The 25,530-nt window shown below is 72.5% G+C and carries 25 protein-coding genes; 12 read left to right on the top strand and 13 right to left on the bottom strand.

What is annotated here, in order from left to right:
• Positions 1 to 244: 244 nt before the first annotated feature.
• On the top strand, positions 245 to 769 hold the full coding sequence (locus OHU74_RS15600; protein WP_371616474.1) for an EF-hand domain-containing protein: 525 nt from the start codon (positions 245 to 247) through the stop codon (positions 767 to 769).
• Positions 770 to 1,016: 247 nt separating this feature from the next.
• Here OHU74_RS15600 and OHU74_RS15595 read toward each other — a convergent pair whose 3' ends face one another.
• Positions 1,017 to 1,751 carry a helix-turn-helix domain-containing protein gene (locus OHU74_RS15595; protein WP_371616473.1) on the bottom strand — a complete coding sequence of 245 codons (735 nt, stop codon included), beginning with the start codon at positions 1,749 to 1,751 and terminating at the stop codon, positions 1,017 to 1,019.
• A 78-nt stretch (positions 1,752 to 1,829) separates the two neighbouring features.
• Complete coding sequence (locus OHU74_RS15590; protein WP_371616472.1) at positions 1,830 to 3,470, bottom strand: AMP-binding protein; 1,641 nt, start codon at positions 3,468 to 3,470, stop codon at positions 1,830 to 1,832.
• Between the two features lie 167 nt (positions 3,471 to 3,637).
• Between OHU74_RS15590 and OHU74_RS15585 the strand changes: the two genes are divergently transcribed.
• From OHU74_RS15585 to OHU74_RS15565, 5 genes are all read left to right on the top strand, one after another.
• Positions 3,638 to 4,849 (top strand): amidohydrolase family protein, encoded by a 1,212-nt coding sequence (locus OHU74_RS15585; RefSeq protein WP_371619696.1) that lies wholly within the window; start codon positions 3,638 to 3,640, stop codon positions 4,847 to 4,849.
• Between the two features lie 5 nt (positions 4,850 to 4,854).
• Positions 4,855 to 6,009, top strand: a complete 1,155-nt coding sequence (locus OHU74_RS15580) for an acyl-CoA dehydrogenase (RefSeq protein ID WP_371616471.1) — start codon at positions 4,855 to 4,857, stop codon at positions 6,007 to 6,009.
• Between the two features lie 7 nt (positions 6,010 to 6,016).
• Positions 6,017 to 7,009, top strand: coding sequence for an acyl-CoA dehydrogenase family protein (locus tag OHU74_RS15575; RefSeq protein ID WP_371616470.1), 993 nt, complete (start codon positions 6,017 to 6,019; stop codon positions 7,007 to 7,009).
• A 346-nt stretch (positions 7,010 to 7,355) separates the two neighbouring features.
• Positions 7,356 to 7,817, top strand: coding sequence for an ATP-binding protein (locus OHU74_RS15570; RefSeq protein WP_371616469.1), 462 nt, complete (start codon positions 7,356 to 7,358; stop codon positions 7,815 to 7,817).
• 481 nt (positions 7,818 to 8,298) lie between these two features.
• On the top strand, positions 8,299 to 8,772 hold the full coding sequence (locus OHU74_RS15565) for a hypothetical protein (RefSeq protein ID WP_371616468.1): 474 nt from the start codon (positions 8,299 to 8,301) through the stop codon (positions 8,770 to 8,772).
• Positions 8,773 to 8,891: 119 nt separating this feature from the next.
• Here the strand turns inward: OHU74_RS15565 and OHU74_RS15560 are convergent, their stop codons facing one another.
• A complete protein-coding gene (locus tag OHU74_RS15560) occupies positions 8,892 to 9,797 on the bottom strand; it encodes a helix-turn-helix domain-containing protein (protein WP_371616467.1) in 906 nt (301 codons plus the stop codon).
• A gap of 116 nt (positions 9,798 to 9,913) precedes the next feature.
• Positions 9,914 to 10,840 (bottom strand): cyclase family protein, encoded by a 927-nt coding sequence (locus OHU74_RS15555; RefSeq protein ID WP_371616466.1) that lies wholly within the window; start codon positions 10,838 to 10,840, stop codon positions 9,914 to 9,916.
• Between the two features lie 154 nt (positions 10,841 to 10,994).
• On the opposite strand from OHU74_RS15555, the gene OHU74_RS15550 reads away from it, so the two are divergent.
• From OHU74_RS15550 to OHU74_RS15540, 3 genes are all read left to right on the top strand, one after another.
• Complete coding sequence (locus OHU74_RS15550; protein WP_371616465.1) at positions 10,995 to 11,915, top strand: SDR family oxidoreductase; 921 nt, start codon at positions 10,995 to 10,997, stop codon at positions 11,913 to 11,915.
• Between the two features lie 178 nt (positions 11,916 to 12,093).
• Positions 12,094 to 13,383, top strand: a complete 1,290-nt coding sequence (locus OHU74_RS15545) for an acyl-CoA dehydrogenase family protein (protein ID WP_371616464.1) — start codon at positions 12,094 to 12,096, stop codon at positions 13,381 to 13,383.
• Positions 13,380 to 14,447 carry a Zn-dependent alcohol dehydrogenase gene (locus OHU74_RS15540; RefSeq protein ID WP_371616463.1) on the top strand — a complete coding sequence of 356 codons (1,068 nt, stop codon included), beginning with the start codon at positions 13,380 to 13,382 and terminating at the stop codon, positions 14,445 to 14,447. The genes OHU74_RS15545 and OHU74_RS15540 overlap by 4 nt, the downstream gene beginning before the upstream one ends.
• Here the strand turns inward: OHU74_RS15540 and OHU74_RS15535 are convergent.
• Together OHU74_RS15535 and OHU74_RS15530 are read right to left on the bottom strand one after the other, a co-directional pair.
• Positions 14,437 to 15,402 carry a hypothetical protein gene (locus OHU74_RS15535; RefSeq protein WP_371616462.1) on the bottom strand — a complete coding sequence of 322 codons (966 nt, stop codon included), beginning with the start codon at positions 15,400 to 15,402 and terminating at the stop codon, positions 14,437 to 14,439. The two genes, OHU74_RS15540 and OHU74_RS15535, sit on opposite strands and share 11 nt — an antisense overlap.
• A 52-nt stretch (positions 15,403 to 15,454) precedes the next feature.
• Positions 15,455 to 16,072, bottom strand: coding sequence for a flavin reductase family protein (locus OHU74_RS15530; RefSeq protein WP_371619695.1), 618 nt, complete (start codon positions 16,070 to 16,072; stop codon positions 15,455 to 15,457).
• 123 nt (positions 16,073 to 16,195) lie between these two features.
• On the opposite strand from OHU74_RS15530, the gene OHU74_RS15525 reads away from it, so the two are divergent.
• Complete coding sequence (locus OHU74_RS15525) at positions 16,196 to 17,110, top strand: hypothetical protein (protein ID WP_371616461.1); 915 nt, start codon at positions 16,196 to 16,198, stop codon at positions 17,108 to 17,110.
• Positions 17,111 to 17,120: 10 nt separating this feature from the next.
• On the opposite strand, the gene OHU74_RS15520 is transcribed toward OHU74_RS15525, so the two are convergent.
• From OHU74_RS15520 to OHU74_RS15505, 4 genes are all read right to left on the bottom strand, one after another.
• Positions 17,121 to 17,915 carry an enoyl-CoA hydratase/isomerase family protein gene (locus OHU74_RS15520; protein WP_371616460.1) on the bottom strand — a complete coding sequence of 265 codons (795 nt, stop codon included), beginning with the start codon at positions 17,913 to 17,915 and terminating at the stop codon, positions 17,121 to 17,123.
• A gap of 145 nt (positions 17,916 to 18,060) precedes the next feature.
• Positions 18,061 to 20,295 (bottom strand): acetate--CoA ligase family protein, encoded by a 2,235-nt coding sequence (locus tag OHU74_RS15515; protein ID WP_371616459.1) that lies wholly within the window; start codon positions 20,293 to 20,295, stop codon positions 18,061 to 18,063.
• A gap of 338 nt (positions 20,296 to 20,633) precedes the next feature.
• A complete protein-coding gene (locus OHU74_RS15510; RefSeq protein WP_371616458.1) occupies positions 20,634 to 20,834 on the bottom strand; it encodes a hypothetical protein in 201 nt (66 codons plus the stop codon).
• Positions 20,835 to 20,917: 83 nt separating this feature from the next.
• On the bottom strand, positions 20,918 to 22,111 hold the full coding sequence (locus OHU74_RS15505) for a flavin-containing monooxygenase (protein WP_371616456.1): 1,194 nt from the start codon (positions 22,109 to 22,111) through the stop codon (positions 20,918 to 20,920).
• 212 nt (positions 22,112 to 22,323) lie between these two features.
• Between OHU74_RS15505 and OHU74_RS15500 the strand changes: the two genes are divergently transcribed.
• Positions 22,324 to 22,797 (top strand): Zn-ribbon domain-containing OB-fold protein, encoded by a 474-nt coding sequence (locus tag OHU74_RS15500; RefSeq protein ID WP_371616455.1) that lies wholly within the window; start codon positions 22,324 to 22,326, stop codon positions 22,795 to 22,797.
• A gap of 57 nt (positions 22,798 to 22,854) precedes the next feature.
• Here the strand turns inward: OHU74_RS15500 and OHU74_RS15495 are convergent, their stop codons facing one another.
• Together OHU74_RS15495 and OHU74_RS15490 are read right to left on the bottom strand one after the other, a co-directional pair.
• Positions 22,855 to 23,592: a VOC family protein gene (locus tag OHU74_RS15495; RefSeq protein WP_371616454.1), complete on the bottom strand. Its 738-nt coding sequence runs from the start codon at positions 23,590 to 23,592 to the stop codon at positions 22,855 to 22,857.
• 61 nt (positions 23,593 to 23,653) lie between these two features.
• Positions 23,654 to 24,349: a pyridoxal 5'-phosphate synthase gene (locus OHU74_RS15490; RefSeq protein ID WP_371616453.1), complete on the bottom strand. Its 696-nt coding sequence runs from the start codon at positions 24,347 to 24,349 to the stop codon at positions 23,654 to 23,656.
• 92 nt (positions 24,350 to 24,441) lie between these two features.
• Here OHU74_RS15490 and OHU74_RS15485 point away from each other — a divergent pair, with 92 nt between their 5' ends.
• Entirely contained in the window at positions 24,442 to 24,927 is a 486-nt protein-coding gene (locus OHU74_RS15485) for a hypothetical protein (protein WP_371616452.1), read from the top strand.
• 61 nt (positions 24,928 to 24,988) lie between these two features.
• On the opposite strand, the gene OHU74_RS15480 is transcribed toward OHU74_RS15485, so the two are convergent.
• Positions 24,989 to 25,480: a DUF3515 family protein gene (locus OHU74_RS15480; protein ID WP_371616451.1), complete on the bottom strand. Its 492-nt coding sequence runs from the start codon at positions 25,478 to 25,480 to the stop codon at positions 24,989 to 24,991.
• Positions 25,481 to 25,530: the final 50 nt, after the last annotated feature.

The raw sequence follows: 25,530 nt of genomic DNA, 5'->3' as shown, positions 1-25,530 counted from the left end.
GCCCGTTTTGAGGGAACCTCGCCCCGGAAGTGGGTCCTCCGTGATAGAGGCGTGGCGCGTTGTGGACCCTGGGGCGCGGGCCACGTATGGGCACAGGCGTACGCGCCCCGTCGCGCTCCTCGTGCGCTGGTTCGATGCGGCCACCTGCTTGCCCGCTTCGCTTAACGCGCAGGCCACGTAGGCCTTACGCTCCTGGCTTGTCTTGATCTGAACCCACCGCACACGTGAAGGCGGAACCACGAATATGGACAGCGCAGAGTACGAGCGCAAGATCGCCTCCCGATTCGCCACCTTCGACCAGGACGGGAACGGCTATATCGACCGGGAGGACTTCAGTACCGCCGCCAAGGCGGTGCTGGCCGAATTCGCCGTGGCCGCCCGCTCCGACAAGGGCCAGGAAGTCTTCGCGGGCGCGGAGGCCTTCTGGCAGGGCATGGCCGGAATCGCCGACGTCGACGGCGACCAGCGCGTGACGCGCGAGGAGTTCATCACGGGCGCGGCGAAGCGGCTGCGGGACAACCCGCAGCGCTTCGCGGAGATCGCCCGGCCGTTCCTGCGGGCCGTGATCGCGGTGGCCCACGGCGACGGCGAGGGCGCCGCCGCCACCCCGGCCGCGGCGGCGCGCGTCCTGCGCGTACTGGGTACTCCGGAGCATCTGGCGGGCCCGGTCGCCGCGGCCCTGGACGCCGACGGCGACGGCCTCATCACGGAGGACGAGATCCTGGCCGCCTTCGCCGGCTACTGCGGCGTGGCGGCCCCGGACGCGTAACCCCGACGGCACGGCACGGGGGCGTACGAGACTTCGCGCGCCCCCGCAGCGCCGGGCCGACCGCCCGGCAGCCGCGGGCAGGCCGGTCACGCGCAGGCCGTCACGGGCAGGCCGTCACGCGAGGGCCGGGCCGCCGCGCAGTGCCCGCCTGGCGACGTCGGCCAGGGAGGCGACCCGGGCGGGGGAGGTGCGGCCCGTCCCCGACCTCCATGGGGGCGGAGGCGTTGGCATCCAAGTCGGTTGACGGCTACGCCGGATCCCGGGGTGTCGGGGTCGGCCCGGTGTGGAGGATGTCGCGGGCCTGGTCGGCGGCTCGGGTGATGCTTTCCGAGACGAAGTCGACGAAGCGGGCGATGTTCTCCAGGCGGACGGCGGCCGGGGTTTGGGGGCCCAGGACGCCCACGCCCTGGCGGGCGACCTCGGCGAGCTGGGCGGTGCCGCGGGCGCTGGCGATCATCGACTGGTACCAGACGTCGTTGTCCACGACGTAGCGCTCGCGGCGGCGTTCGTCGCGTTCCCGGCGGACCAGGTCCTGGCCTTCGAGGAACGTGATCGCCTTCGAGACGGACGCCGGGCTGACCTGGAGGCGCTGGACGAGTTCGGACGCGGTGAGGCTGCCGGAGTCGCTGGTGTAGAGGCAGGTCAGGACCCGGGCCATCATCTTGGGCGTCCCCGACTGTATGAGGACGGTGGTGAAAAGCTCCTCGTACGCGTGCACCGCATCGGCGTCGCGCCCGTGGGGTTGCGCGGGCGTAGCCGGGTTCCTGGGCGCGGCCGGTACGCGGCGGTGGGCGCGGCGTTCGGTGGCGCGGTGGGCCTGGTCGGCGCGGTAGGTGGTGGGGCCGCCGTTGCGCATCACCTCGCGCGTGATCGTCGAGGTGGGGCGGTCCAGGCGTCTGGCGATCTCCGCGTAGGCGAGGCCGTCGGCCAGCCCCAGCGCGATCTGCTGGCGTTCGGGCTGGGTGAGCCTGCCTCCCGGCATCGCGGTCTCCTTCGTGGTGCTTCCCCGGCGCCCCCCAACGTAGCGTTTGGGGTTGGGTGAATGCAACGAAGGGGCGGGCTACTTCGCGTACCGCTCGCGCAGCTTGTACTTGAGGACCTTGCGCAGGGCGTCGTTGCGCGGCAGGGCCTCCACCAGCTCCAGTTGCTCCGGGAGCTTGTGGGTGGACAGGCCCTGCGCGCGGAGGTGGGCCGTGAGCTCGGGCAGGGTCAACGGGGTGGCGCCCGCGGGTTGTTCGACCACCGCGCAGACGCGTTCGCCGCGCTCGGGGTCCGGGAGGCCGATGACGGCGACGTCGGCTATCGCGGGGAGTTCGTGGAGCAGGTCCTCGATCTCCTTGGCGGAGATGTTCTCGCCCTTGCGGATGATGACGTCCTTGCTGCGGCCGGTCAGGACCAGGTAGCCGTCCGGGGTGAGGTGGCCGAGGTCGCCGGTGATCAGGTAGCCGTCGGCGTCGAAGACGTCGGTGTTCTGGGCGGCGTCGAGGTAGCCCTGGCAGACCGCTTCGCCGCACAGCCGGACCTCCCCGTCCGTGCCCGCGGGCAGGGGCGTGCCCGCTGCCGTGGTGATGCGGATGGACATGCCCGCCGGGGGGCGGCCCTCCGTGGTGGCCAGGTTCTCCGGTGTGTCGTCCGGGGCGCCCATGGTGATCATCGGGACTTCGGTCATGCCGTAGCCGTGGGTGAGCTGGCAGCCCAGTTCGCGGACGACCGCGTGGTAGATCTCCGGGGGTTTGGGGGCGCCGCCGCCCGCCAGGAGGCGCAGGGACGGGATGAGGGGAGTGGACGGGGCCTTGCGCTGTTCCGTCAGGAACATGGAGTAGAAGGCCGTGGAGCCGCCGGCCACCGTGACCCCGTGGCGGCGGTAGCCGTCCAGCGCGTCGGGCATCGCGAACTTCTCGAACAGGACCGCGGGGAACCCGTAGAGCAGCAGCATCACCGTGTAGTCGGGGCCGGCGATGTGGGCGAAGGGGAAGGCCATCGAGCCCACATCGGCGGGGGTCAGGTGCAGGGCGTGGGCCAGGCAGGAGCCGCCCGCGATGAGGGAGCGGTCGGTGTGCAGGACTCCCTTGGGGTCCGAGGTGGTGCCCGAGGTCCAGTAGATCCAGCGGACGGAGGTGCCCTCGGACGGGGGTGCGGGCAGTACGGCCGGGTCCCCGGCCGGGAGGGAGTCGTAGGCCTCGAAGACGCCGCGGGCGCCCAGGCGCTCCGCCATCGCCGTGTGGTCGAAGCCGCGCCAGGTGCCGGGCGAGGCGAAGAACTCCGCCTTCGACTCGCGCAGCGCGAAGCCGACCTCGCGGTCCCGGTAGAAGGGGATGACCGGGGTCTGGACGGCGCCGATGCGGGCCAGGGCGATCGAGAGCAGGACGGTCTCGATGCGGGTGGGGAGCTGCCAGGCGACGACCGTGCCGGGGCGGACGCCCATGTCGTACAGGCCGGCCGCGACCTCCTCGGAGCGGGTGCGCAGCTCTCCGAAGGTCAGCCGGCGGTCGTGGGCGGGGTCCTCGGCTGCCTCGATGAGGACGGGGGCGTCGGGGGTCATGGCCGCCCGCCGGGCGATCAAGTCCCAGAGGGTGGGGGAGCGGCTCAGGTCGATCGCGATGTCCGTCGCGGTGGCCGTCGGGCTGTCCGTCGGGCTGTCCGTCGCGGTGGCCGTCGCCGCGACCGTCGGGCTGTCCGTTGCGTCCGTCGTGTCCGGCATTCCAGACCCCTCCCTTAACTGACGGTCAGTCAGATCCAGCGCAGAGCGTAGAGCGCGGACGCTTGTCGGTCCAGGGGTGGCGGAGCTAGCTTGGTTCCAGATTTCTGACGCACCATCAGATACGAGCGATCGGGCGATCAGATTCATTCGGCTTGCGGCGAGGGGACATCATGGAACTGCCTCGGATCATCAGCGTCGACGACCACGTCATCGAACCGGCGCACCTGTTCGACGTATGGCTGCCGGCCAAGTACCGCGACCGCGGCCCCAAGGCGCTCACCGCCGGGATCGGCGAACTCGCCTACACCGGCGGCAAGTACCAGATCACCATGGACCCCGAGGGCCCGCCCACCGACTGGTGGATCTACGAGGACCTCAAGTTCCCGTACAAGCGCAACATCGCCGCCGTCGGCTTCGACCGCGACGACATGACCCTGGAGGGCATCACCCGCGAGGAGATGCGGCGCGGCTGCTGGGACCCCAAGGCCCGGCTGCTCGACATGGACCTCAACCACGTCGAGGCCTCCCTGTGCTTCCCGACCTTCCCGCGCTTCTGCGGGCAGACCTTCGCCGAAGCCCACGACAAGGAGGTCGCCCTCGCCTGCGTGCGCGCGTACAACGACTGGATGGTCGAGGAGTGGTGCGGCGACAGCGGCGGCCGGCTGATCCCGCTGTGCATCATCCCGCTCTGGGACATCGACCTGGCCGTCGCCGAGATCCGGCGCAACGCCGCCCGCGGCGTGCGGGCGGTGACCTTCTCCGAGATCCCCACCTACCTGGGGCTGCCGTCCATCCACTCCGGGTACTGGGACCCCTTCTTCGCCGTCTGCCAGGAGACCGGCACCGTCGTCAACATGCACATCGGGTCCAGCTCCCAGATGCCCGCCGCGTCCCCCGACGCACCGCCCGCCGTCCAGGCCGCGCTCAGCTTCAACAACGCCATGGCCTCGATGATGGACTTCCTCTTCAGCGGGGTCCTCGTCAAGTTCCCGACGCTCAAACTCGCCTACAGCGAAGGCCAGATGGGCTGGATCCCGTACGCCCTGGAGCGCGCCGACGACGTGTGGCAGGAGCACCGCGCCTGGGGCGGGGTCAAGGACCTGATCCCCGAGCCGCCGTCCACGTACTACTACCGGCAGATGTTCTGCTGCTTCTTCCGCGACAAGCACGGCATCGCCTCGCTGGACGTCGTCGGACGCGACAACGCGACCTTCGAGACCGACTACCCGCACGTGGACTCGACCTTCCCGCACACCAAGGAGGTCGCCCTCGACCACGTCAAGGGACTGGACGAGGAGACCATCTACAAACTGATGCGCGGCAACGCCATCCGCATGCTCGGCCTGGACTTCGACCGCGACCGGCGGGCGGGGCGGTAGCGCCGGTGGACCTCACCTACACCGAGGAGGAACAGGAGTTCCGGGCCCGGCTGCGCGCCTGGCTCGGCAAGGCGCTCCCCGAGCTCCCCGCCAAGCCGTCCCCCGACGACTGGCCCGGCCGGCGCGCGTACGACGCGGGCTGGCAGCGCCGCCTGTACGACGCCGGGTACGCCGGGCTGCACTGGCCCGTGGACGCGGGCGGCCGCGGGGCCACCCCGACGCAGCACCTGATCTTCCTGGAGGAGACCGAGCGCGCCGGAGCCCCGTACGTCGGCGCGAACTTCGTCGGGCTGCTGCACGCCGGGCCGACCATCGCCGCCGAGGGCACCGCCGAGCAGCGCTCGCGCTGGCTGCCGCCCGTACTGAGCGGGGACGAGGTGTGGTGCCAGGGCTTCAGCGAGCCGGACGCCGGCTCCGACCTCGCCTCGCTGCGCACCCGCGCCGTCCGCGACGGCGACGAGTACGTGATCACCGGCTCCAAGATCTGGACCTCGCACGCGGAGGTGGCCGACTGGTGCGAGCTGCTGGTCAGGACCGATCCGGATGCCCCGAAGCACCGCGGGATCTCCTGGCTGGCCATGCCGATGGACGCGCCGGGGGTGACCATCCGGCCGCTGCGGACGCTGGCCGGGTCCACGGAGTTCGCGGAGATGTTCCTCGACGAGGTACGGGTCCCCGTCGCCAACCGGGTCGGCGCCGAGAACGACGGCTGGCGCGTCACCATGGTGACCCTGTCCTTCGAGCGCGGCACCGCCTTCGTGGGCGAGGTCGTCGCCTGCCGGCGCACCCTGGGCGAGCTGGCGCGCACCGCGAAGGCCAACGGCCGCTGGGACGATCCCGTACTGCGCCGCCGGCTCGGGCGGCTGTACGGGGAGTTCGGCGCGCTGTGGCGGCTCACCCAGTGGAACGTCAGCGAGTCCGAGCGCTCGGGCGGCGTCCCGGGCATCGGCGGCAGCGTCTTCAAACTGGCGTACTCGCACGCCCGCCAGGAGCTGTACGACACCGCCGCCGAGGTGCTGGGCGCCCAGTCCCTCTCCCTGGACGAGGAGTGGACCCTGGACCGGCTCTCGTCCCTCTCCTACACGATCGCCGCGGGCACCTCGCAGATCCAGCAGAACATCGTCGCCGAGCGGATCCTCGGCCTTCCGAAGGGCAGGTGAGCGCCCCGTGGACTTCCAGCCGACGCAGGACCAGCGGGACCTGCGCGCAGGCGTACGGGACCTCCTGGCCGGCCGGTACGGGCGCGAGGAGCTGCGCGCTTCGGTCGACGCGGCGGCCGCCTCCGGCGGGTCCGTGGACCGGGCCCTGTGGCGGGAGCTCGGCGAAGCCGGGTTCTTCGCACTGCGGCTCCCCGAGGAAGAGGGCGGGGTCGGGCTCGGCCTGCCCGAGGCGGTCCTCGTCTTCGAGGAGGCCGGGCGGGCGCTGCTGCCGGGTCCGCTGGTGGCCACCCACCTGGCCGCCGGGGTGGTCCCGGGGGCCGCGGAGGGGACGGCGGTGGTGACGGCCTTCGACCTGGGCTCCGGGCAGGGACCTGGCCCGGGCTCCGGTCCGGGCTCCGGTCCCGGCTCCGGTCCCGGCTCCGGCCCGGCCGGCCCGCTGGTGTCCCACCTCGGGGAATCGGACGCGGTGCTCGGGCTCGCCGAGCTCCCCGCCGGGGAACCGGTGCGCTCGGCGGACCCCCTGACACCGCTGGCGCGGGTGCCCGTAGGGGCGTCCGTACCGGCGGACCCGGACGCCCACCGCGACGAGGGGGCGCTGCTGACGGCCGCGCTCCAGCTCGGCAGCGCGCTGCGCACGGTGGAGCTTGCGGTGCGGTACGCCAAGGAGCGCGAGCAGTTCGGGCAGCCGATCGGGGCGTTCCAGGCGGTCAAGCACCTGTGCGCGCAGATGCTGGTGCGCGCCGAGGTGGCCCGTACGGCGGTCTACGCGGCCGCGGTGACGGGCGATCCGGGGGAGGTGGCCGGGGCCAAACTGCTGGCCGACGAGGCGGCCGTGCGCAATGCCCGGGACTGCCTGCAGGTGCACGGCGGGATGGGGTTCACCTGGGAGGCGGACGTGCACCTGCACCTGAAGCGGGCCTGGGTGCGGGCGGAGCAGTGGCGCACGGCGGCACAGGCGGAGGAGGCGCTGGCGCAGGAGCTGCTGGCAGGAGCGGTGTAGGGCCGTTCCCCGCATTCCAGGCGTTCCCTGCGTTACGGAGAGGTACGGGAGGGACGGCGCGGGACGCATGTCCGATTACAGAGAGTTGATATCGGTTTGTGTCCTTCGCCCGACCGAATGCGGCCCGGAGACGGGGAGCGGCTCCGGTACGCTCCCGGGAATGCGAGCGGTTGAGCGGCGCGAGCGCCGCACAGTATGCACCACGCCTACTCCTTCACGCTGGAATATGCCCGAAGCGCTTGTTCTGGTGACTGTATGTCAACCATGCTGCTCCGCACGGGGGTCACACTCGGTGACCCCGTCCCGTCGCGAGGCGAAGTGTCCGCCGGTTCGGATGGTGTGAGCGGTGCAGGTGCTTCAGGTGCAGCTGGAGGTAGGACCGGACCCCGCCGAGGTCGGCCGGGCCCGCCGATGGGCCCGCTCGCGGCTGGCGGGCTCGGGCATAGGGGATGACGAGCCGCTCGCCGAGACGCTGATCCTGCTGATCTCCGAGCTGGTCACCAACGCCGTCGTGCACACCGGCTGTCCGGCCGTGCTGCGCATGCTGTTCGGGGAGCCGGGCGTACGGGTCGAGGTCGCCGATGCGAGCGGCCGGGCGCCGGCCCGGCGGCAGGCCGCCGGGGACGACACGGGCGGCCGCGGCCTGGAGCTGGTGGACGGGCTGGCGGACCGCTGGGGCTGGCAGCCCGAGGGCGCCGGGAAGCGGATCTGGTGCGAGGTCGACCGCGCGGAGAAGGCCGAAGCCGACCGGGTCGCGGACGGGCAGGAAACTCGTGGGGCGATCCGGGAACCGCGCGTGTACCTCTAACGAGGTGTTGACGGTTCGTCAACTGTTGATCACTCTTGTGTTGAGCGATTCGTCGCGAGGGGACGCCAAGGGTCCTTGCCTTGACGAGTGCGGGTCGTGGGGTGGCGGCTGCCGTGCCGCGCTCGGGGCGTGCACGAACGTACGCCGCCACCCGCAGGTTTCCTCTTTTTGACGCCGGACTCCGTCCGGCGACGGGGCAGGCCGTGGGCAGGCCGTACAAGGGTGTTCCGGAGCGTTCAAGGATCCGCCCGCGCCCGACGGCGCCTGTACGACGCACCGGTCCGCGCGCAGCCGCGTACCGACTTCGCGCGCAGCCGCGTACCGCTCCGTACGAGGCCGCGTACCGCTGCGTACGAGGTCGTCCCGGCCCGTTCCGAAAGGCTGCTGGACAGGTCGGCCGGCGTGAAGACTCTGCCGGGCCGGGAGCGCCGCAGGGCTCTGCCGGTCCTCAGTCCCACGCAAGCCGAAGGAAGGCATTCGCATGCGAGTTTCCACTGTGAGCGGCCGTCGGGGGCCCCAGCGCGTCGCCGCCGCCCTCACCATCGCCGGCACCCTGCTGGCGGGCGGGGTCGTCTCCGCACAGGACGCGTCCGCCAACACGGGCGGCGGCGGCTGCCGCACCTCCGGCTGGGCCTCCGAGACGCTCGGCATCAGCGAGCGGCCCTGTGCCTACGGGGACGGCGGCTACGGGGTCTACGGCCAGCACGGCTACCGGAACCCGAACGGGGTCAACATCCTGCCCTGCGCCCAGCTGCTCAGGGTCAACAGCAACGGCTCCACCACCCAGGTCGCCGACTACGGGTGCGGCAGCTGGACCACCTCCACGAACTTCACGTTCAACACCGGGGCCATCGGCACCCAGGACGGCACCTACGTCGTGCAGGCCGGCTACTGGGTCGCCAACGGCGGCTACGTCACCGGAGCCCAGAGCGCGCGGGTCACGGTCTACGGCTAAACACCCCGAACCACCCGGCGCACTGAGCGCCCCCACATACCGACGCGCCGGCCACGGGACCCCCCTTCCCGAGGCCGGCGCGGTCGCGCGGTCGTCGGGGATCGGCGTCCGCGATGCGCTCAGACGCCCTGCCGGGCGGCGGCGGTGACCGCGTCGCGCGGTTCGCGGTCACGGGTCTGCGCGGCCAGGATCCGCAGGGTCGCCTCCGAGGGCGAACCGGGCTCGGCGGTGTACATGATCAACGTCTGGTCGGGGTCGTCGGGCAGGGCGAGGCTCTCGAAGGCCAGGGTGAACTCGCCCGTCGCGGGATGGCGCAGGTGGTAGCCGCCGTGCGCCTTGCCGCGGACCTCGTGCAGATCCCACAGGCGCGTGAACTCGGGGCTTTTCTCGGAGAGTTCGGCCAGCAGTCGCGCCAGGACCGGGTCGTCGGGATGCCGGCCGAGGTCGAGGCGCAGGTAGGCCACGAGGTCGCGGGCCTTGGTCTCCCAGTTCACGAAGCGGCTGCGCGTCTCCTCGTGGAGGAAGACCAGCCGCGCCTTGTTGCGGTGCGCCTCCGCAATCGCGGCGAAGTCCGTGATCAGGGTGGCGAACAGCGGGTTCCAGGCCAGCACGTCGGTACGGCGGCCCACGACGAAGGCGGGCGTCCCGGGCATGGACCGCAGCAGCTGGAGCAGGCCCGGACGCACCTGCTGGACGGGCGGGGCCTGCGGCGGTCGCGGGCCGGCTGCGGCCGCGCGCAGGAGACGGCGGAGATGGGCCGTCTCGGTGTCGTCCAGCCGCAGGGCGCCGGCCACCGCGCCGATCACCGAGTCGGAGACGTTGGTGGCGCGGCCCTGCTCGAAGCGGACGTAGTAGTCGGCGCTCACACCGGCGAGCTGGGCGAGCTCCTCGCGCCGCAGCCCCGGCACCCGGCGGCGTTCGCCGAAGGCCCGCAGCCCCGCTTCCTCGGGACCGAGCCGGGCCCGCCGCGAACGCAGGAACGCGGACAGCTCCCCCCGATGGTCCCCCCGCTCGACCTTGGCCATGACCCCGCCCCCGTTCGCCCCCGTTGCCCGGTCATTAGATCAACCGGACCACCGGCCCCACGGAGAGGGGCTCTGCCGGACCCGGGTCGGCGCCGAGACCGCCCGGGCCCGGTCGGTCAGAGGACGGCCACCGGGGCCACCGGGGTGCCTACCGCGCCCACGAAGGGTTCGGGCATGGCGGAGAGGAGGAAGGAGTAGCGGGATTCTTCTGCACAGGCTGTGGACAACTTTTCGAGGTTCCAGTTCTGGCCCTGGTGCATGCCCATCTCCACCAGGTCCAGCGCGTGCACCGGAAGCCACAGGTTCTCGATCTCCGGCGGGAAGATCTCGAACGTGAGGGTGTCGTTCGCGACGGCCGCCACGTCCCGGGCGTGGAACCACTCGGGGGTGCGGACGGACAGGCCGGGCGACGGGTAGCCGTAGCCGTGCTTGTCACCCGCCAGGTAGACCTGCACCTGGCCGGTCCGGACCAATACGATATCGCCCGCCCGGACGGTGACCCCACCGAACTCCTCCGCCTCCGCCAGGTCCTCCGGGGTGACCGCGTGGCCGCCCGGGAGCCGGTCCAGGCCCTTGGCGCGGGCCACGTCGAGGAGCACTCCGCGCGAGACGATGTGCCCGGCCTTGTCGATGCCGCTGAACTCGGCGCGGCCGTGGGCGGTGATCGAGGAGGCCGGGCGGCCGTTGTAGATCTTCCCCGAGTGCGAGACGTGCGTGAGCGCGTCCCAGTGGGTGCCGGCCTGGAGGCCGAAGGTCACCGCGTCGTCGCTGCACGCCACCGTGCCCGGCCCGAAGAGCTCCTGGTTGATCTGCACCATCGTGTGCAGCGGGTTGATCCGGCCCGGGATCATCCCGGACTGCACGCCGTCCTCCTTGAGGGGGAGCGCCAGCGCGATGCGGCGGCCGGTGCGGATCTCGGCCGCGGCGGCCCGTACGACCTCGTCGGTGACGAGGTTGAGGGTGCCGATCTCGTCGTCGGCGCCCCAGCGGCCCCAGTTGTTGACGCGCTTGGCGATGTCGTGGAACTCGGCCGGCATACCCATGGATCTGATCAGCTCCTCGCGTTGCGGGGGATGGTGAGAGAGGTGTTGAGGGAGATGTTCGCGACAGTCCCCGAGCGAACTAGGGCTTGTGCTCCGGCATCTGACTGCCCATAGAATCTAACGGTCCGTCAGAAAACGCGGGAAGGGGCCGGACATGGGGAACTTCTTGACAGGCAAAGTCGTCGCCGTCACGGGCGCCGGCCGGGGCATCGGAAGGGCCGTGGCACTCGCCGCGGCCGCCGAGGGTGCCAAGGTCGTCGTCAACGACTACGGCGTGGGCATCGCGGGCGGGGAACCGACCAGCGAGATCGCCGAATCCGTGGTGAAGGAGATCATCGCCGCGGGCGGCGAAGCGGTCGCCGTCGCCGACGACATCTCGACGATGGCGGGAGGTCAGCGCATCGTCGACACCGCGCTCGCCCAGTACGGACGCATCGACGGAGTCGTGTGCGTCGCGGGCAACCTGCGCGAGCGGATGCTCTTCAACATGTCCGAGGAGGAGTGGGATCCGGTGATCGCCACCCACCTCAAGGGCACGTTCACCGTCTTCCGGGCCGCCTCCGCCGTCATGCGGCGCCAGGGCTCCGGCACGCTGATCGGTTTCACCAGCGGCAACCACCAGGGCTCGGTGGCCCAGGCCAACTACAGCGCGGCCAAGGGCGGGATCATCTCGCTCGTACGGTCGGCCGCGCTGGGCCTGGCCAAGTACGGGGTCACCTCCAACGCCGTGGCGCCCGTCGCCCGGACCCGGATGTCGGCCAACGTGCCCATGGAGCTCAAGGAGATCGGCGAGCCCGAGGACGTGGCGGCCCTCGTCACGTACCTGCTCTCCGACAAGGCCGTAGCCGTCGGCGGCGAGAAGATCACCGGGCAGGTCTACACGATCGCCGGCCCGAAGATCGCCGTCTGGGCCCAGCCCCGCGAACTGCGCGCCGGGTACGCCGAGGGCTCCTGGACCCCCGAGAAGATCGCCGACTTCCTGCCCGGGACGGTGGGCACCGACCCGATGCCCATGCTCGCGCAGCTGGAGGCCATGGCCAAGGCGGCGGCAGCCAAGGACCGCCCCAACGCGTAGGCCCTGGCCGGGCGATGCGGGTGATCCGCCCGATGCGGCCGATCCGGCCGATCCGGGTGGATCAGCGCGTACGTGCGCCAAGGCGCGAGAGACCGGCCGCAGCGGCCGGACAGGACCGGCGGGACCGGCGAGACGGCGAGACCGGCGAGAACCGGCAAGACCCAAGGGGGCACCGATCATGGACTTCAGCTTCGGCGCCGAGGACGAGGCGCTGCGCGGCCGCGCCCGGGCGTGGCTGGCGGAGCACCTCACCGGACCGTACGAGGAGGCCGTCGGCCTCGGAGGCCCGGGCAGTGAGCACGAAGGAGTCGAGGTCCGCCGGGCCTGGGAGCGCGAGCTGGGGCGCGACGGCTGGATCGGCCAGGGCTGGGAGACGGCGGGTCCCGACGGGGTGTACGGCAACCGGCGGCTCTCCCTCACCGGCCAGGTGGTGTGGGCCGAGGAGTACGCGGCCGCCCGCGCCCCCGCCCGGGTCGGCCACATCGGCGAGAACCTCCTCGCGCCGACGCTGATCGCCTACGGCACCCCGGAGCAGCAGGCCCGCTTCCTCCCCGGCATCGCCCGCGGCGAGGAACTGTGGTGCCAGGGGTACTCCGAACCCGGCGCCGGATCCGACCTGGCGGGGATCCGCACGACCGCGGTGCGGGACGCCGCGGACGGTCTCCACCGGGTCACCGGACAGAAGATCTGGACCTCCCTCGCCCAGGACGCCGACTGGTGCTTCGTCCTGGCCCGCACCGAGCCCGGATCCCGGCGCCACCGGGGGCTGTCCTTCCTGCTCGTACGGATGGACCAGCCGGGGAAGGTCGAAGTCCGCCCGATCCGGCAGATGTCGGGGACCTCCGAGTTCAACGAGGTCTTCTTCGACGGTGCCGTCGCCGCCGAGGTCGTGGGCGGCGAGGGCAACGGCTGGTCCGTGGCCATGGGCCTGCTCGCACTGGAGCGGGGCGTCTCCACGCTCGTCCAGCAGATCGGCTTCGCGGCGGAGCTGGAGCGGGTGGTCGGGGCGTACGTCGCCAGGCATGGAGCAGGGGCCGGAGCAGGGGCCGGGACCGCGTGCGGGACCCCGTACGGGACCTCCTACGGGACCCCGTACGGGGCTGCGCGCGCAGGAGACCCCGTGCTGCGCGAACGCCTCGTACGCCAGTGGGCCGAGCTGCGCACGATGCGGTGGAACGCGCTGCGCACCCTCGCCACCACCGGCGACCCGGGCGCGCCGAGCGTGGCGAAGCTGCTGTGGGGCGGCTGGCACCGGCGGCTCGGCGAGCTGGCGGTGGAGGTCCGGGGCGCGGTGGCCACGGCCGGGCCGGGGGACTGGGCGCAGGGGACCCCGTACGAACTCGGACTCGACGAGGAGCAGCGGCTGTTCCTGTTCACCCGCGCCGACACGATCTACGGCGGCTCGGACGAGATCCAGCGCAACATCATCGCCGAGCGCGTGCTCGGCCTGCCTAAGGAGTCCAGGTGAGAGGCGTCGTATTCGACGGCAAGCAGGCCCAGGTGGTCGACGATCTGGAGATCCGGGACCCGGGGCCGGGAGAGGTTCTGGTCGCGATAGCGGCGGCCGGCCTGTGCCACAGCGACCTTTCGGTGATCGACGGGACGATCCCCTTCCCGCCGCCGGTGGTCCTCGGGCACGAGGGCGCGGGCGTGGTGGAGGCGGTCGGGTCCGGGGTCACGCACGTGGTGGCGGGGGACCACGTATCGCTGTCGACGCTCGCCAACTGCGGTGCGTGCGCGGACTGCGACCGCGGCCGTCCGACGATGTGCCGCAAGGCGATCGGGATGCCGGGGCAGCCGTTCTCGCGGGGCGGGAAGCCGCTCTACCAGTTCGCCTCGAACTCGGCCTTCGCCGAGCGGACCATCGTCAAGGCCGTGCAGGCGGTGAAGATCCCCAAGGACATCCCGCTGACCTCGGCGGCGCTGATCGGCTGCGGGGTGCTCACGGGCGTGGGCGCCGTACTGAACCGGGCGAAGGTGGACCGGGGCGAGACGGTGGTCGTCATCGGCACCGGGGGCATCGGGCTGAACGTCCTTCAGGGCGCGCGGATCGCGGGCGCGACCACCATCGTGGCGATCGACGCGAACCCGGCGAAGGAGGCGGTGGCCCGGCAGTTCGGCGCCACGCACTTCATCGACGCTTCGGCGGTGGCGGACTCCTCGGCGGCCGTGAAGGAGATCCTGCCCACGGGCGCGGACCACGCCTTCGAGTGCGTGGGCAGCGTCAAGCTGATCCGCCAGGCCATCGACCTGCTGGACCGTCACGGGCAGGCGATCCTGCTCGGCGTGCCCGGCTTCAAGGAGGAGGCCTCGTTCCAGGTCTCGTCCATGTACCTGGACAAGACGATCATGGGCTGCCGGTACGGATCCTCGCGCCCGCAGCGCGACATCGCCCTCTACGCGGAGCTCTACCGGCAGGGGAAGCTGCTGCTGGACGAGCTGGTGACGGAGGTCTACCCGGTCGAGGACTTCGCCAAGGCCGTGGACGACGCCCACCACGGGCGGGTGGCGCGGGGGGTCCTCACATTCTGAGCCCGGTCGGCCGGGTCGGCCGGGTCGGCCCGGTCGGCCCGCTCGACTCGCCGAGCTCGTGGCCGGCCCTGCGCACCTGGCGCAGGGCCAGCCACGGGGTGAGCGCCGCCAGCCCGGCCGCGCCCCGGGCGAACCCGTCGGCCCGGGACTCCAGGGCCACGGGCAGCAACAGGGCGACTCCGACGAGCAGGATCCCGAAAGCGGGCAGGTGCACCCGGGCGTGGAAGCGCCGCAGGGTGTGCACGAAGCGGGCATCGGCGGCCTTCAGCGCCCCGGCCGCGAAGACGAGGGCGGGGACCCCGACCATGATGTAGAGCATGACGTCGAGCGTTCCGAGGCCGGGCGGCCCGGTCCGGACCTCGATCTCCGGGTGCCCGCGGGCGTAGTACAGATCGACCTTCATCCCGGGTTCGGGCGGCCCGATGGTCTTGAAGCTCCGGAGCACGAGCTCGCGCACCTCGCCGTCGTCGTACGGCACCTGGAAGGCGAGGTCGGCGGTGTACAGCTTCTCGCGCGAAGCGCTCTTCTTCCCGGTGGGCTCCGGCGTGCTCAGGACCCGCGCCACGGGGATCCGGTGCGCGTCGATCCCGGCCCGCTCCAGTCGCTCCTGCTCACGGCCGAAGTCGCCGGTCACGGTGAAGGCGAGCAGGAGGGCGGCGGCCCCGGCGAGGACGGTGCCGACGGCCAGCAGCCGGGACAGGCCCCGGCTCGGTTGCCCGGCGGGCGGCAGCGCGGGGCGCGCCCCGGCCGGGCCGGTCCGGGCCCGGTGGGAGGCCGCGATCCAGCAGCCGGCGAAGAACACCGTGATGCCGGTGAGGGCCAGTTCAGCCTTCAGCGGCGGGTACGGATCCAGCTTGATCCACACCGCCCCGACCGTGGCGGCCGCGCTGATCACCATGAGTCGGCCCGTGGCGCGGGTCCACCGACTGCGACCCGGCTCGTACGTGTTGCTCATGGCCCCCACCTGTTCGAGATGCGCAGGATAGCGGCAGGGGAGGGGGGACCCGTCAGTCGGCGAAGCGGCCGAAGCGGCCCTTGTGGAAGAGGAGCGGGTCGCCCTCGCCGGCCGCGCCCATGGCCACGACCTTGCCGACGACGATGAGGTGGTCCCCGCCGGTGTGCACGGCGTGGATCCGGCAGTCGATCCACGCGGGCACCGCTTCGAGCTGGGGCGATCCGGTGGCGGGGGCGGGCGTGTGGGCCACCCCGGCGAACTTGTCGGCGCCGCTGACGGCGAACGAGCGGCACAGCTCGCCCTGTTCGGCGCCGAGGATGTTGACGCAGAACACCCCGGCGCGCGCGATGCGGGGCCAGGTGGTCGACGTACGGGCCACCATGAAGGTGACCAGCGGCGGGTCGAGGGAGAGCGAGGCGAAGGACTGGCAGGCGAAGCCGGCCGGACCGTCCTCGCCCTCGCCGGGCGGGGCGGTGATGATCGTGACCCCACTGGCGAAGTTCCCCAGTACGGCCCGGAATTCGGCGGGGCTGACGGGCGCGCGCTCGTCCTCGCCCACGGCCCGCAGATCGGGGCGCGGCAATGCGTCGACGGACTCGGCCCCGGGCTCCGCGGCGGCGGAGGTGGGGGAGCCGACTGACCTGAGGTATCGGACGACGGTGGCCGCCATCCCTGCGTGTCCCATCACACGACCGATTGAAGCTGACGGTGCGTCAGATGGGAAGAGCGGTGTAGGGTCCGCATCAATTGAACGTGTTCAGTAACGCTCGGGGGGCTCGTCGTGTGGAACCGCATGCGCGGAACGGGGCAGGTGAGCCCCGGGAGGCCGCGACCGTCCAAGCCGCCGGAGGGCTGGAGCGCCCTCGCGCCCGGCGCGGAATCGGCCGCCATGGCGCTGCTCGTGATCGGCGGGCTCTACTGGATGCTCACCATCGGCACGCGCGACGACTACGACACGGGCTACGGCGGCGCGCCCGCCGCGGTCGGGATGCTCTGCATGCTCGTGTTCGCTCCGCCCATCGTGTTCGTGCTCGGCTGGCTGCACTCCTGCCTGTCCACCCTGCCGGTGGTGATGCTCTCGAACGCCCTGGGCATGCGCACCCGGTTCCCCGCGCCCCGGTGGGCCCTGCCGGTGCTGCTCCTGCTCTCCGCCGCGTACGCGGCGCCGCCGGCCGCGCTCGGAGCCCCGTACGTCACCACCTGCTGCTGGATCGCCGCCGCCGGGGCGATCCCGGCCGGGGTGGCGGTGTGCGCGCGGATGCGGCAGTGGGCGAGGGCGAGGGTGCGCAAGGGGATCCTGATCGCGACGGCGGTCGCGGTGCCGCTCACCATCGTCGGGGGCATCGTGGGCTACACCACGGGACTGCTGCCCGAATACCGCCCGCCGGCCCTGGAACGGGCCGACTTCGTCGGCGAGTGGACCGGTGACGGGACCCGGCTGGTGCTCGGCGAGGGCGGCGAGGTGACGGCGCACGGGCTGCCCGTGGAGGTGTGGGGCCGGAGCGACACCGATTCCTGCACGGGCGGCGGTACGTGGAAGGCGATGGACCCGACCGGCCGCGAACGGGCCGGAGTCTCCCTCGACGTCCCCGACTGCGGGAAGGCCGAGCTGAAGTGGTCCGTGGCGGGGACGGCGCAGGAGCCGGAGCTCTTCGTCCTCATCGGGGACCCGGACGGCGGGGAGCTGCGGATCCTGCGCAAGCGGTGACCTCCCGGGCTCAGCGCCCCAGGTACTTGGGGGTGCGGCGCTCCACGAAGCTCGCGACACCCTCGTTCGCGTCGGCCGTGGTCATGTTGATCTCCTGGGCGGTGGCCTCGGCGGCGAGCGCGGTCGCCCGGTCGCCGTCCAGGGAGGCGTTGACCAGCTGCTTCGTCATGGCGATGGCCCGGGTCGGGCCCTGCGCGAGGCGCTCGGCCCACTCCCGGGCGGTGTCCTCCAAGGCCTCCGCCGCCACCACCTTGTTGACCAGGCCCAGGCGTTCGGCCTCCGCCGCGGGGACGGCGTCGCCGAAGAACATCAGCTCCTTCGCCTTCTGCGGACCGACCAGGCGCGGCAGCAGGTACGCGCCGCCGCCGTCCGGGACCAGCCCCCGGCGCACGAACACCTCGATGAAACGGGCCGGTTCGGCGGCGATGACCAGATCGCAGGCCAGCGCGAGGTGCGCGCCGATCCCGGCGGCCGTGCCGTTGACGGCGGCGATGACCGGCTTCTCGCAGTCGAGCACGGCGGTGATCAGGCGCTGCGCGCCGAGCCGGATCATGCGGGCCACGTCGCCGGCGACCCGCTCGGCCGTGGCCGGTGCCCCGCGGAGGTCGGCGCCGGCGCAGAACCCCTTGCCGGTGGCGGTGATGACGACCGCCCGCACGGCGGGGTCGGCGGAGGCCTCTGCGAGCAGGGCGATGACGCGCTCGCGCTGGTCCCAGGTGACGGCGTTCATCGCCTCGGGGCGGTTGAGGGTGATCCAGGAGACGCCGTTGTCCGTCCGGTGGAGGACTTCGTCGCTGGAGGTCATGAGGGCTCCTTGGGGGTGCGGGTACGTGGTCGTGTGCGGCGCCGCTGCCGGGGACCAGCCCCCGGACCCCCGCGCCTCAAACGCCGGCGGGGCTGGATTTGGCCGGCGTTCGAGGCGCGGGGGTCCGGGGCGGAGCCCCAGGGGGTCAGCGGCAGATGGCCAGCGCGTCCAGCGCCACCGCGCCCTGCCCCCGCGGGAGGACCATCAAGGGGTTGATGTCCAACTCCGACAGCTCGTCGCCCAGTTCCATCGCCATCCGCTGGACCCGCAGGATGACCTCCACCAGCGCGTCGACGTCGGCCGGGGGAGCCCCCCGTACGCCCTCCAGCAGCGGATGCCCGCGCAGCTCCATCAGCATGGCCCGCGCCTGGTCCTCGCCGAACGGCGGCACCCGGACCGCCGCGTCGTGCAGGACCTCCACCAGGACACCGCCCAGCCCCACCGTCACCGTCGGCCCGAAGAGGTCGTCCTGGGTGACCCCGACGACCATTTCGACGCCCTTCTCCACCATCTGGCAGACGAGGATCCCGTCGAGCGGGACGTTCTCGTAGCGCGCGATGTCGGTCAGCTCCCGGTAGGCGTCGCGGATCTGGCTCGCCGAGGTGAGGCCGATCTTGACCAGGCCCAGCTCCGTCTTGTGCGCGAGCTGCGGGCCCGAGGCCTTCATGACCACCGGGTAGCCCACCAGCCCGGCCGCCCGTACGGCGGCTGCCGCGCTGGTCACCAGTTGCTCCCGGGGCACCCGTATCCCGTAGGCCCGCAGGAGCTGCTTCGCCGAGTGCTCGCTGAGCTGCTGGCCTGGGCGCATGAGCGCCTGGGCCTTGCGGAAGGACGGGGACAGGGTGCGCGGGGCCTCGTCGAAGGGGGAGCGGTAGGCGGCGGTGAAGCGGTGGTGGCCGAGGTAGGCGCGGACGGCGGTGATGCAGTTGCCGAAGGTGCGGAAGGTCGCGACGCGGGAGGAGCCGAGGAGGGTGGTGCGGTAGGCCTCCTCGGTGCCGACCGGGGAGCCCCAGATCACGCAGATCAGCTTGTCGGTCTGTTCGGCCGCGTCCACCAGGTCCTGCGCGAGCTTGTCGCTCATGGGCGGGAAGGGGCCGGTGATCGGGCAGATCAGGACGCCTACGGAGGGGTCGGCGAGGATCGCATCGATGATCTTGCGGCCGCGCCAGTCGCCGACGGGGTGGCCGCCGTTGTCGATGGGGTTGGAGACGCCGAGGTACTCCGGGATCCACTGGTGCAGCTCGTCCTGCTTGGCCTGCGAGAGGGTGGGCAGGGTGAGGCCCGCCTCCGTCGCGAGGTCGGAGAAGTGGGCGCCGGTGCCGCCGGAGATGGAGTAGACGACGACCCCGTCGGCGAGCGGCTTGCGGGCCCGGGCGAGGAGGGCGGCGGTGTCCTGGAGCTCGTCGAGCCCGTCCACCCGGATGACGCCGAACTGGCGCATGGCCGCGTCGACGACGGTGTCCGCGCCGGTCAGCTTCCCGGTGTGGGAGGCGGCCATCCGGGCGCCGGTCTCGGTGCGGCCGACCTTGACGGCGACGACGGGGACGCCGTTGCGCGCGGCCCGGTCGGCGGCGAGCAGGAACTGGCGGCCGTCCTTGAGCCCCTCCACGTAGCAGGCGATGGCTCCGACCTCGGGCTGCTCGGCGAAGTAGGAGATGAAGTCGGAGGTTTCGAGGTCGGCCTCGTTGCCCGTCGGAGCCCAGTGGGAGAGCCGGATGCCCAGCTCCTGGAGGGTGTAGACGGGCCGGCCCTGGTGGCCGGACTGGGTGATCAGGGCGATGGCCGGGCCGTCGAGGTCCTCGCGGAACTCCTCGAAGGCGTTGAGGTTCGTGTTGGGGCCGAGCAGGCGCAGCCCCGAGCGCCGGACGGCTGCGCCGAGGCGGGCCTGGGCGGCGGCGCCCTCGTCGCCGGTCTCGGCGAAGCCGGAGGCGAAGGCGACGGCGAACTTCACCTTGGCTTCGGCCAGTTGCTCGATGACGGGCAGCGGGTCGGCGATGAGCAGGACGGCGAGGTCCACCTGCTCGGGCAGGTCGGCCACGGAGGCGACGCAGGGCAGCCCGAAGACACTGGCGCGGGTGGGGTGGACGGGGTGGAGCCGGGCTCCGACGCGCTCCGCCCAGGCGATGAGCTGCCGGGTGATCCCGGTGTTCGGCCGCCCTTCGGCGTCCGAGGCCCCGATGACGGCCACGGACTCGGGCCGGAAGAACCGGTCCAGGTCGGGGGCGTCGGCGTGCAGGGGCCGACCACTGACGTCCAGCGCGACCGTGTCCTCGGCGGAGGGGGCCGTCGTGGAGTGGACGGCCGTCCTGGGGCTCTCCCCGCAGGCCTCGACACGTGCGCGGAAGTCGGTGGTGAGGGTGCCGTGAGTAGATCCAAGCATCGTTCCGCCCGCCTCCTGCTCGATGAACCTCGATGAATCTCGAAGGATCCCAATAACTGACGCGTAGTCAGATTACTGAACTGACGCGCCGTCAGGAACAGGGATGCGCAGGAAAGGTGGTGGAGGTGGTGTGTGGAACGGTCTCAGATGCCCCGGGGTCCGGTCCAGACCAGTATTCGGCCGAGGTCAGGCGGCCGTGCGGGGCCCGGTGCGGGGTGCTGTTCGGGGCGCCGTGCGGGCTGCCGTGCGGGCTCCGCGCCGCGAAGGGCCGCCCGTCCGCCCCAGCAGGGCCGCCTGCTCGCTCTTCAGGCGCGTGAACCGGTCGCGGGTGTACTCCCTCAGCTCCTGGCCGGGGAAGGGTATGAGGGAGAGGTGTTCCTGGAGGTCGCCCTGCGCCGAGGCCGTCGGGCGGCGGTGATCTCGTAGCCGGCGACGTGCGCGCACAGCTGGAGCAGGGCCGCGGGCATCTCCTCCTCGATCAGGAGGTCCGCCTTGGTGACCACGACGTCGCGCATCTCCTGGATGTTGGGGATGAACACGGTGGTGGCCCAGGTCCGCCACTGCGCGAGCTCCTGCTCGGTGGGCGGGTCGTCGTGGCGCCGACCCCGCCGGGGCGGCCGGTTCAGTCGCCGAGGGTGCGGGCCACCGCCTTGGCGATCTTCCGGGCGTCCAGGGCCAGTTCGCGGAACATGCCGCTGATCGGGTTGGTGAAGCCGGTGAAGTGGAGCCCCGGAGCATGGGGGGCGGTCCGGGCGCCGTGGGTGCGGGGGCGGCCGCGCTCGTCCAGTACGTCGAGGTCGCCGACCAGGCCCTCCAGGGCGCGGCGGTAGCCGGTGGCGGCGATCACCACGTCCGGGGTGATCCGCGAACCGTCCGCGAGGACCACCTCGGCGCCGTCGAAGGACTCGACGGCGGCTACGGGCTCCACCCGCCCGGCCCGGACCGCGTCGATCAGGCCGACGTCCTGAACCGGGATCGAGCCCTGCTTGACCCTGCTGTACAGGCCGGCGGTGGGGCGCGGGAGCCCGTACGCGGACAGGTCCGGGACCGAGGCCTTGCCGACGATCGCCCCGAGCCGGTCGACGAGCCCGACGGGAAGTCTGCGCACGAGGATCCCGGTGCGCTGGGCCGGCCAGCCGGCGGTGGAGCGGCGCAGGATGTGCGGGGCCGTGCGCACCGCGAGCCGGACCCGGGCGGCGCCGCCGTCGGCGAGGTCGACGGCTATCTCGGCGCCGGTGTTGCCGACGCCGACGACGAGGACGTCCCGGCCGGCGTAGGGGGCCGGGTTGCGGTAGTCGGCGGCGTGCGCGAGTACGCCCCCGTACGTGTCCACGTACGCGTCCCGGCCGGGCCAGTCCGGGATCACGGGCGTGTGGTTGAACCCGGTGGCCACCACGACGGCCCCGGCGGTCATGACGCGGCCGCCGGTGGCGTGCAGGGTCCAGCCGGTCTGCTGGGAGCCGTCGGAGCCGTCGGCGCCGTCCGTGGCGGGGCCGGCGGGCTCGATGCGGGTCACCTCGACGCCGGTGACGAGCTCCAGGTCGTGGAACTCGGCGTACTTCTCCAGGTACCGCACGACGTTCTCGCGCGCGACCCAGCGTCCGAACCGGCGCGGCATGGCCAGGCCGGGCAGGGCGGAGAGGCGGCGCGTGGTGTGCAGGTGCAGCCGGTCGTAGTGCCGCCGCCAGGAGGCGCCGACCGACTCGGACTTCTCCACGATCACCACGCGGACCCCGCGGGCGCGCAGCGCGGCGGCGACGGCGAGGCCGCCGGGGCCGGCGCCGATCACGTAGACCGGGCGGGGCTGGGTGGACATGTCGGGTGCTGTGGGGACTCCGGGCATGAGGTGTGAGCGTATCGCCGTGGGCGGGCGGTGGGTCTCGGACGAGGAGGGAATCGATTGCGGATCGATCACGGGGGCCTTGTGGGATGCGGCGCGATCCGCTGAACTGACGGAGTGTCAGCTGTGGGGAGGGGTGCGCGTGCGCGCCCGGTGCCCCGTCGGGTGCGGTGCGAAGGAGCTGTGTGGTGGGTACGGGTACGGGTGCGGGTACGGGGACTGCGGCTACGGGCGGTGCGGCGCGTTACGACGTGCCGGAGATCGACGATTTCACCCGGCCCTACTGGGACGCGGCGGCCCAGGGGCGACTGCTGCTGCGCCGCTGCGGGGAGTGCGGGAAGGCGCACCACTACCCGCGGGAGTTCTGCCCCGCCTGCTGGGCGGGCGAGGACCGGGTGACCTGGGAGACGGCGAGCGGCCGGGCCACGCTCTACACCTGGTCGGTGATCCACCGCAACGACCTGCCGCCCTTCGGGGAGCGGACGCCGTACGTGGCGGCGGTGGTGGACCTGGCGGAGGGCCCCCGGATGATGACCGAGGTCGTGGGGACGCAGGGCGCGGACCTGCGGGTGGGCATGGACCTGGAGGTGACCTTCCGCGAGGCGGCGGAGGGGGTCTGGGTGGCGGTGTTCGGGGTGGCGGAGCCGGTGCCGAAGCCCTGAGGCCCGGCCGGAGCCGGTGCCCGAGCCCTGAGGCCCGGCCGGAGCCGCTGTTCGAGGTCAGAGGGGGCTGAGGAGGCAGAACTCGTTGCCTTCCGGATCGGCCATGACCGTCCAGGAGAGCGCGGACTGGTCGATACCGGGGTCGGTGGCGCCCAGGGCGCGCAGCCGGGCCCCCTCCGCTGCCGGGTCGTCACCGGGGTAGGGGCGGAGGTCGAGGTGGACGCGGTTCCACACGCTCTTGGTGCCGGGGGTGCGGAGGAACTCCAGGTAGGGGCCGACGCCCTGCGCGGAGCGCATCGTCGCCTGGTCGTCGGTGACCTCGTACGTCGTCCAGTCCATCGCCCCGCCCCAGAACCGGGCCGACGCGCGCGGGTCGGCGCAGTCGACCACCACCGCGGCGATCGGCCCGGTGTCCCGGTAGACCGGGCGGGGCTCCAGGACGCAGAACTCGTTGCCCTCCGGGTCGGCCATGACCGTCCAGGGGACTTCGCCCTGACCCACGTCCGCGAACGTCGCGCCGAGATCCTTCAGCCGCGCGACCAACTCCGCCTGGTGGGCGGCCGAGGTGGTGGCCAGATCGAGGTGCACCCGGTTCTTGACCGTCTTGGGTTCCGGGTCGGCGACGATGTCGATGCAGACGGCCACGGGGTCGGGATAGGCGAAGCCCACGGGTTCGAGGTTGGTCACGCCGGGTGCCTCGCTGTCGACACCCCAGTCGAGTGCCTTCGCCCAGAACCGGCCGAGCGCGGAGTCGTCCCGGGCCTTCATGCTGATCTGTACAAGTCGCGCTGCCATGCCTCAGATCCTAGAAGCGCACCCTGGACATCGGACATCGGACCCCGGCCCCCGGGTCGGCCTACGGCCAGAGCAGGTGGCGGGTCCAGGGGGACCCGGGGGTGCGGACGTAGCGCAGTCGGGTGTGGCGGCGGGTCGCGTCGCCCTGGAAGAACTCGACCTCGGTGGGGGACAGGACGTACCGGGTCCAGGTCGGGGCCGGGGCGTCCGGCTCCGCGCCCGCCCGCTCCCAGGCCGCCGCCGAGACGCGGGCCAGCTCCTCCGGGGAGGACAGCACCTCGCTCTGCCGTCCCGTCAGCGCGGACGCCAGGGCCCCGCGCGAGCGGACGGCGAGGTCGGCGCGGCTCTCCGCCGCATCGCACGCGGTGACCCGGCCCCGGATGCGGATCTGGCGGGCCACGGCCGGCCAGTAGAAGCCCAGCGCGGCCTCCGGCTGCCCGGCGAGCTGGCGGCCCTTGGCGCTGGTGGAGTGCGAGGCGAAGTGCCAGCCGCGTTCGTCGGCTTCGTGCAGCATCAGCGTGCGGACGTCGGGCCGCCCGTCGGCGTCCACCGTGGCCAGGCTCATCGTGTGCGGCTCGGGCTGGCCGGCCTTCGCGGCGTGCGTGAACCACTCCCGGAAGAGCGCCAGCGGCTCCTGCGGCGCGGTGGCCGTGTCGAAGGCGGGCAGCGGACCGTCCCAGACGCGCAGCGAGTGCAGCATCGTGTGGAACTCGTCGGAGGGGCTGGAAGTCGCGTCATCGCCCAATGTGCTCGTCATGGGCCAATCGAACACCAGCCGCGCGCTTCGTTCCTATGCTGTGTGGTCCCCGTGTGGTTTCTGTGGGGATTTCGAGGGTGGGGAGAGACGCAATGAAGAGCATCGGCGCCATACGAAGAGTCGTGGTGGCCCTGGCGGTGGCCGGTGTCACGGTCGCCTGCGGGCCCGTGACGGGGAGCGCCTCCCCGCCGGTCCCGTCCGCCTTCCCCGCATCGACCTCCGCCCCGGCGGGTTCGCCCACGCCCACGCCCCTGCCGCCGAGCCCGTCGCCGACCCCGAGCCCCTCGGCTAGCCCGACTTCGGCCCCGACCGCAGCGCCGACTCCGGCTCCGAAGCCCGCCGATCCGAAGCCGTCCGCCGCCCCGACCCGGACCACCCCGAAGCCGCCGGCCCCGGCCGCCACCAAGGCGCCGGAAGAGCCCGCGAGCGGGACCTGCGAGATCGTCTCCAACGCCGGGAACTGCTACAACGCGGGCCAGTTCTGTCGAAAGGCCGACCTCGGCAAGTCCACGCACGCCACCAACCGCCGGATGATCTACTGCCGTCTGGACGGGACGCAGCCCCGCTGGCAGTACTGAGCGATCGCCGCGCAAGGCCGGGCGCGGGCACCGCACACCCGCACACCGCACACCCTTCGGGTCAGGTATCGCTCAGCCCGATGCACCTGGACTGCTGGGGGATGTCCCGTACGGCCTTGTCGACGAGGACCAGGGCGTCCCCGGCCAGGAGGTCGTCCTGGGTGAAGGCGATCTCCACCGAGGGGGCGCGGCCGTAGGTGGTGAGGACCCGCGGGCCCCCGTGCTTGGCCCGCTCCTCGTCGAGGACCCAGTCCGTGCCGTTGACGTTCATGCAGGTGTCGGTCGTGGGGGCGAGGGGTTCGACGCCGCAGCGCAGCACGACGGCGCCGCCGCCCCAGCTCGCGGCGCCGGTCCCCTCCACCGAGTCGCGGTCCCTCCCCAGCAGTTGATCCGGGAGCTCGGCCAGGACCCGGCCGCAGTGGGCATCGCGGGCGAAGGGACCCGGCTCCACGGACCGGGCGCCCGAAAGGGCGTAGGTCGCGGTGGCGGCCAGCGCGAGCACCCCGAGACCGGCCAGGAGGGCCTTCTTCCTCCGGCCCACCGAACTTTCCACCGCGCCTTCCGCCGCACCTTCCGCCGAACCCCGCACCGAACCCCCCACTG

Source organism: Streptomyces sp. NBC_00454 (assembly GCF_041434015.1).
In the GTDB taxonomy this organism is placed as follows: Bacteria; Actinomycetota; Actinomycetes; order Streptomycetales; family Streptomycetaceae; genus Streptomyces.
The sequence above is the reverse complement of the archived record's forward strand: the minus strand, read 5'-3'. Positions and strand labels throughout refer to the sequence as shown.

Coding starts and splice junctions, on each gene's coding strand:
- OHU74_RS15485 (WP_371616452.1), top strand. CDS start 24,442: ATGAAGAGCATCGGCGCCATACGAAGAGTCGTGGTGGCCCTGGCGGTG.
- OHU74_RS15530 (WP_371619695.1), bottom strand. CDS start 16,072: ATGGCGGCCACCGTCGTCCGATACCTCAGGTCAGTCGGCTCCCCCACC.
- OHU74_RS15490 (WP_371616453.1), bottom strand. CDS start 24,349: ATGACGAGCACATTGGGCGATGACGCGACTTCCAGCCCCTCCGACGAG.
- OHU74_RS15550 (WP_371616465.1), top strand. CDS start 10,995: ATGGGGAACTTCTTGACAGGCAAAGTCGTCGCCGTCACGGGCGCCGGC.
- OHU74_RS15515 (WP_371616459.1), bottom strand. CDS start 20,295: ATGCTTGGATCTACTCACGGCACCCTCACCACCGACTTCCGCGCACGT.
- OHU74_RS15535 (WP_371616462.1), bottom strand. CDS start 15,402: ATGAGCAACACGTACGAGCCGGGTCGCAGTCGGTGGACCCGCGCCACG.
- OHU74_RS15590 (WP_371616472.1), bottom strand. CDS start 3,470: ATGCCGGACACGACGGACGCAACGGACAGCCCGACGGTCGCGGCGACG.
- OHU74_RS15495 (WP_371616454.1), bottom strand. CDS start 23,592: ATGGCAGCGCGACTTGTACAGATCAGCATGAAGGCCCGGGACGACTCC.
- OHU74_RS15555 (WP_371616466.1), bottom strand. CDS start 10,840: ATGGGTATGCCGGCCGAGTTCCACGACATCGCCAAGCGCGTCAACAAC.
- OHU74_RS15600 (WP_371616474.1), top strand. CDS start 245: ATGGACAGCGCAGAGTACGAGCGCAAGATCGCCTCCCGATTCGCCACC.
- OHU74_RS15545 (WP_371616464.1), top strand. CDS start 12,094: ATGGACTTCAGCTTCGGCGCCGAGGACGAGGCGCTGCGCGGCCGCGCC.
- OHU74_RS15560 (WP_371616467.1), bottom strand. CDS start 9,797: ATGGCCAAGGTCGAGCGGGGGGACCATCGGGGGGAGCTGTCCGCGTTC.
- OHU74_RS15525 (WP_371616461.1), top strand. CDS start 16,196: ATGCGCGGAACGGGGCAGGTGAGCCCCGGGAGGCCGCGACCGTCCAAG.
- OHU74_RS15505 (WP_371616456.1), bottom strand. CDS start 22,111: ATGTCCACCCAGCCCCGCCCGGTCTACGTGATCGGCGCCGGCCCCGGC.
- OHU74_RS15520 (WP_371616460.1), bottom strand. CDS start 17,915: ATGACCTCCAGCGACGAAGTCCTCCACCGGACGGACAACGGCGTCTCC.
- OHU74_RS15595 (WP_371616473.1), bottom strand. CDS start 1,751: ATGCCGGGAGGCAGGCTCACCCAGCCCGAACGCCAGCAGATCGCGCTG.
- OHU74_RS15565 (WP_371616468.1), top strand. CDS start 8,299: ATGCGAGTTTCCACTGTGAGCGGCCGTCGGGGGCCCCAGCGCGTCGCC.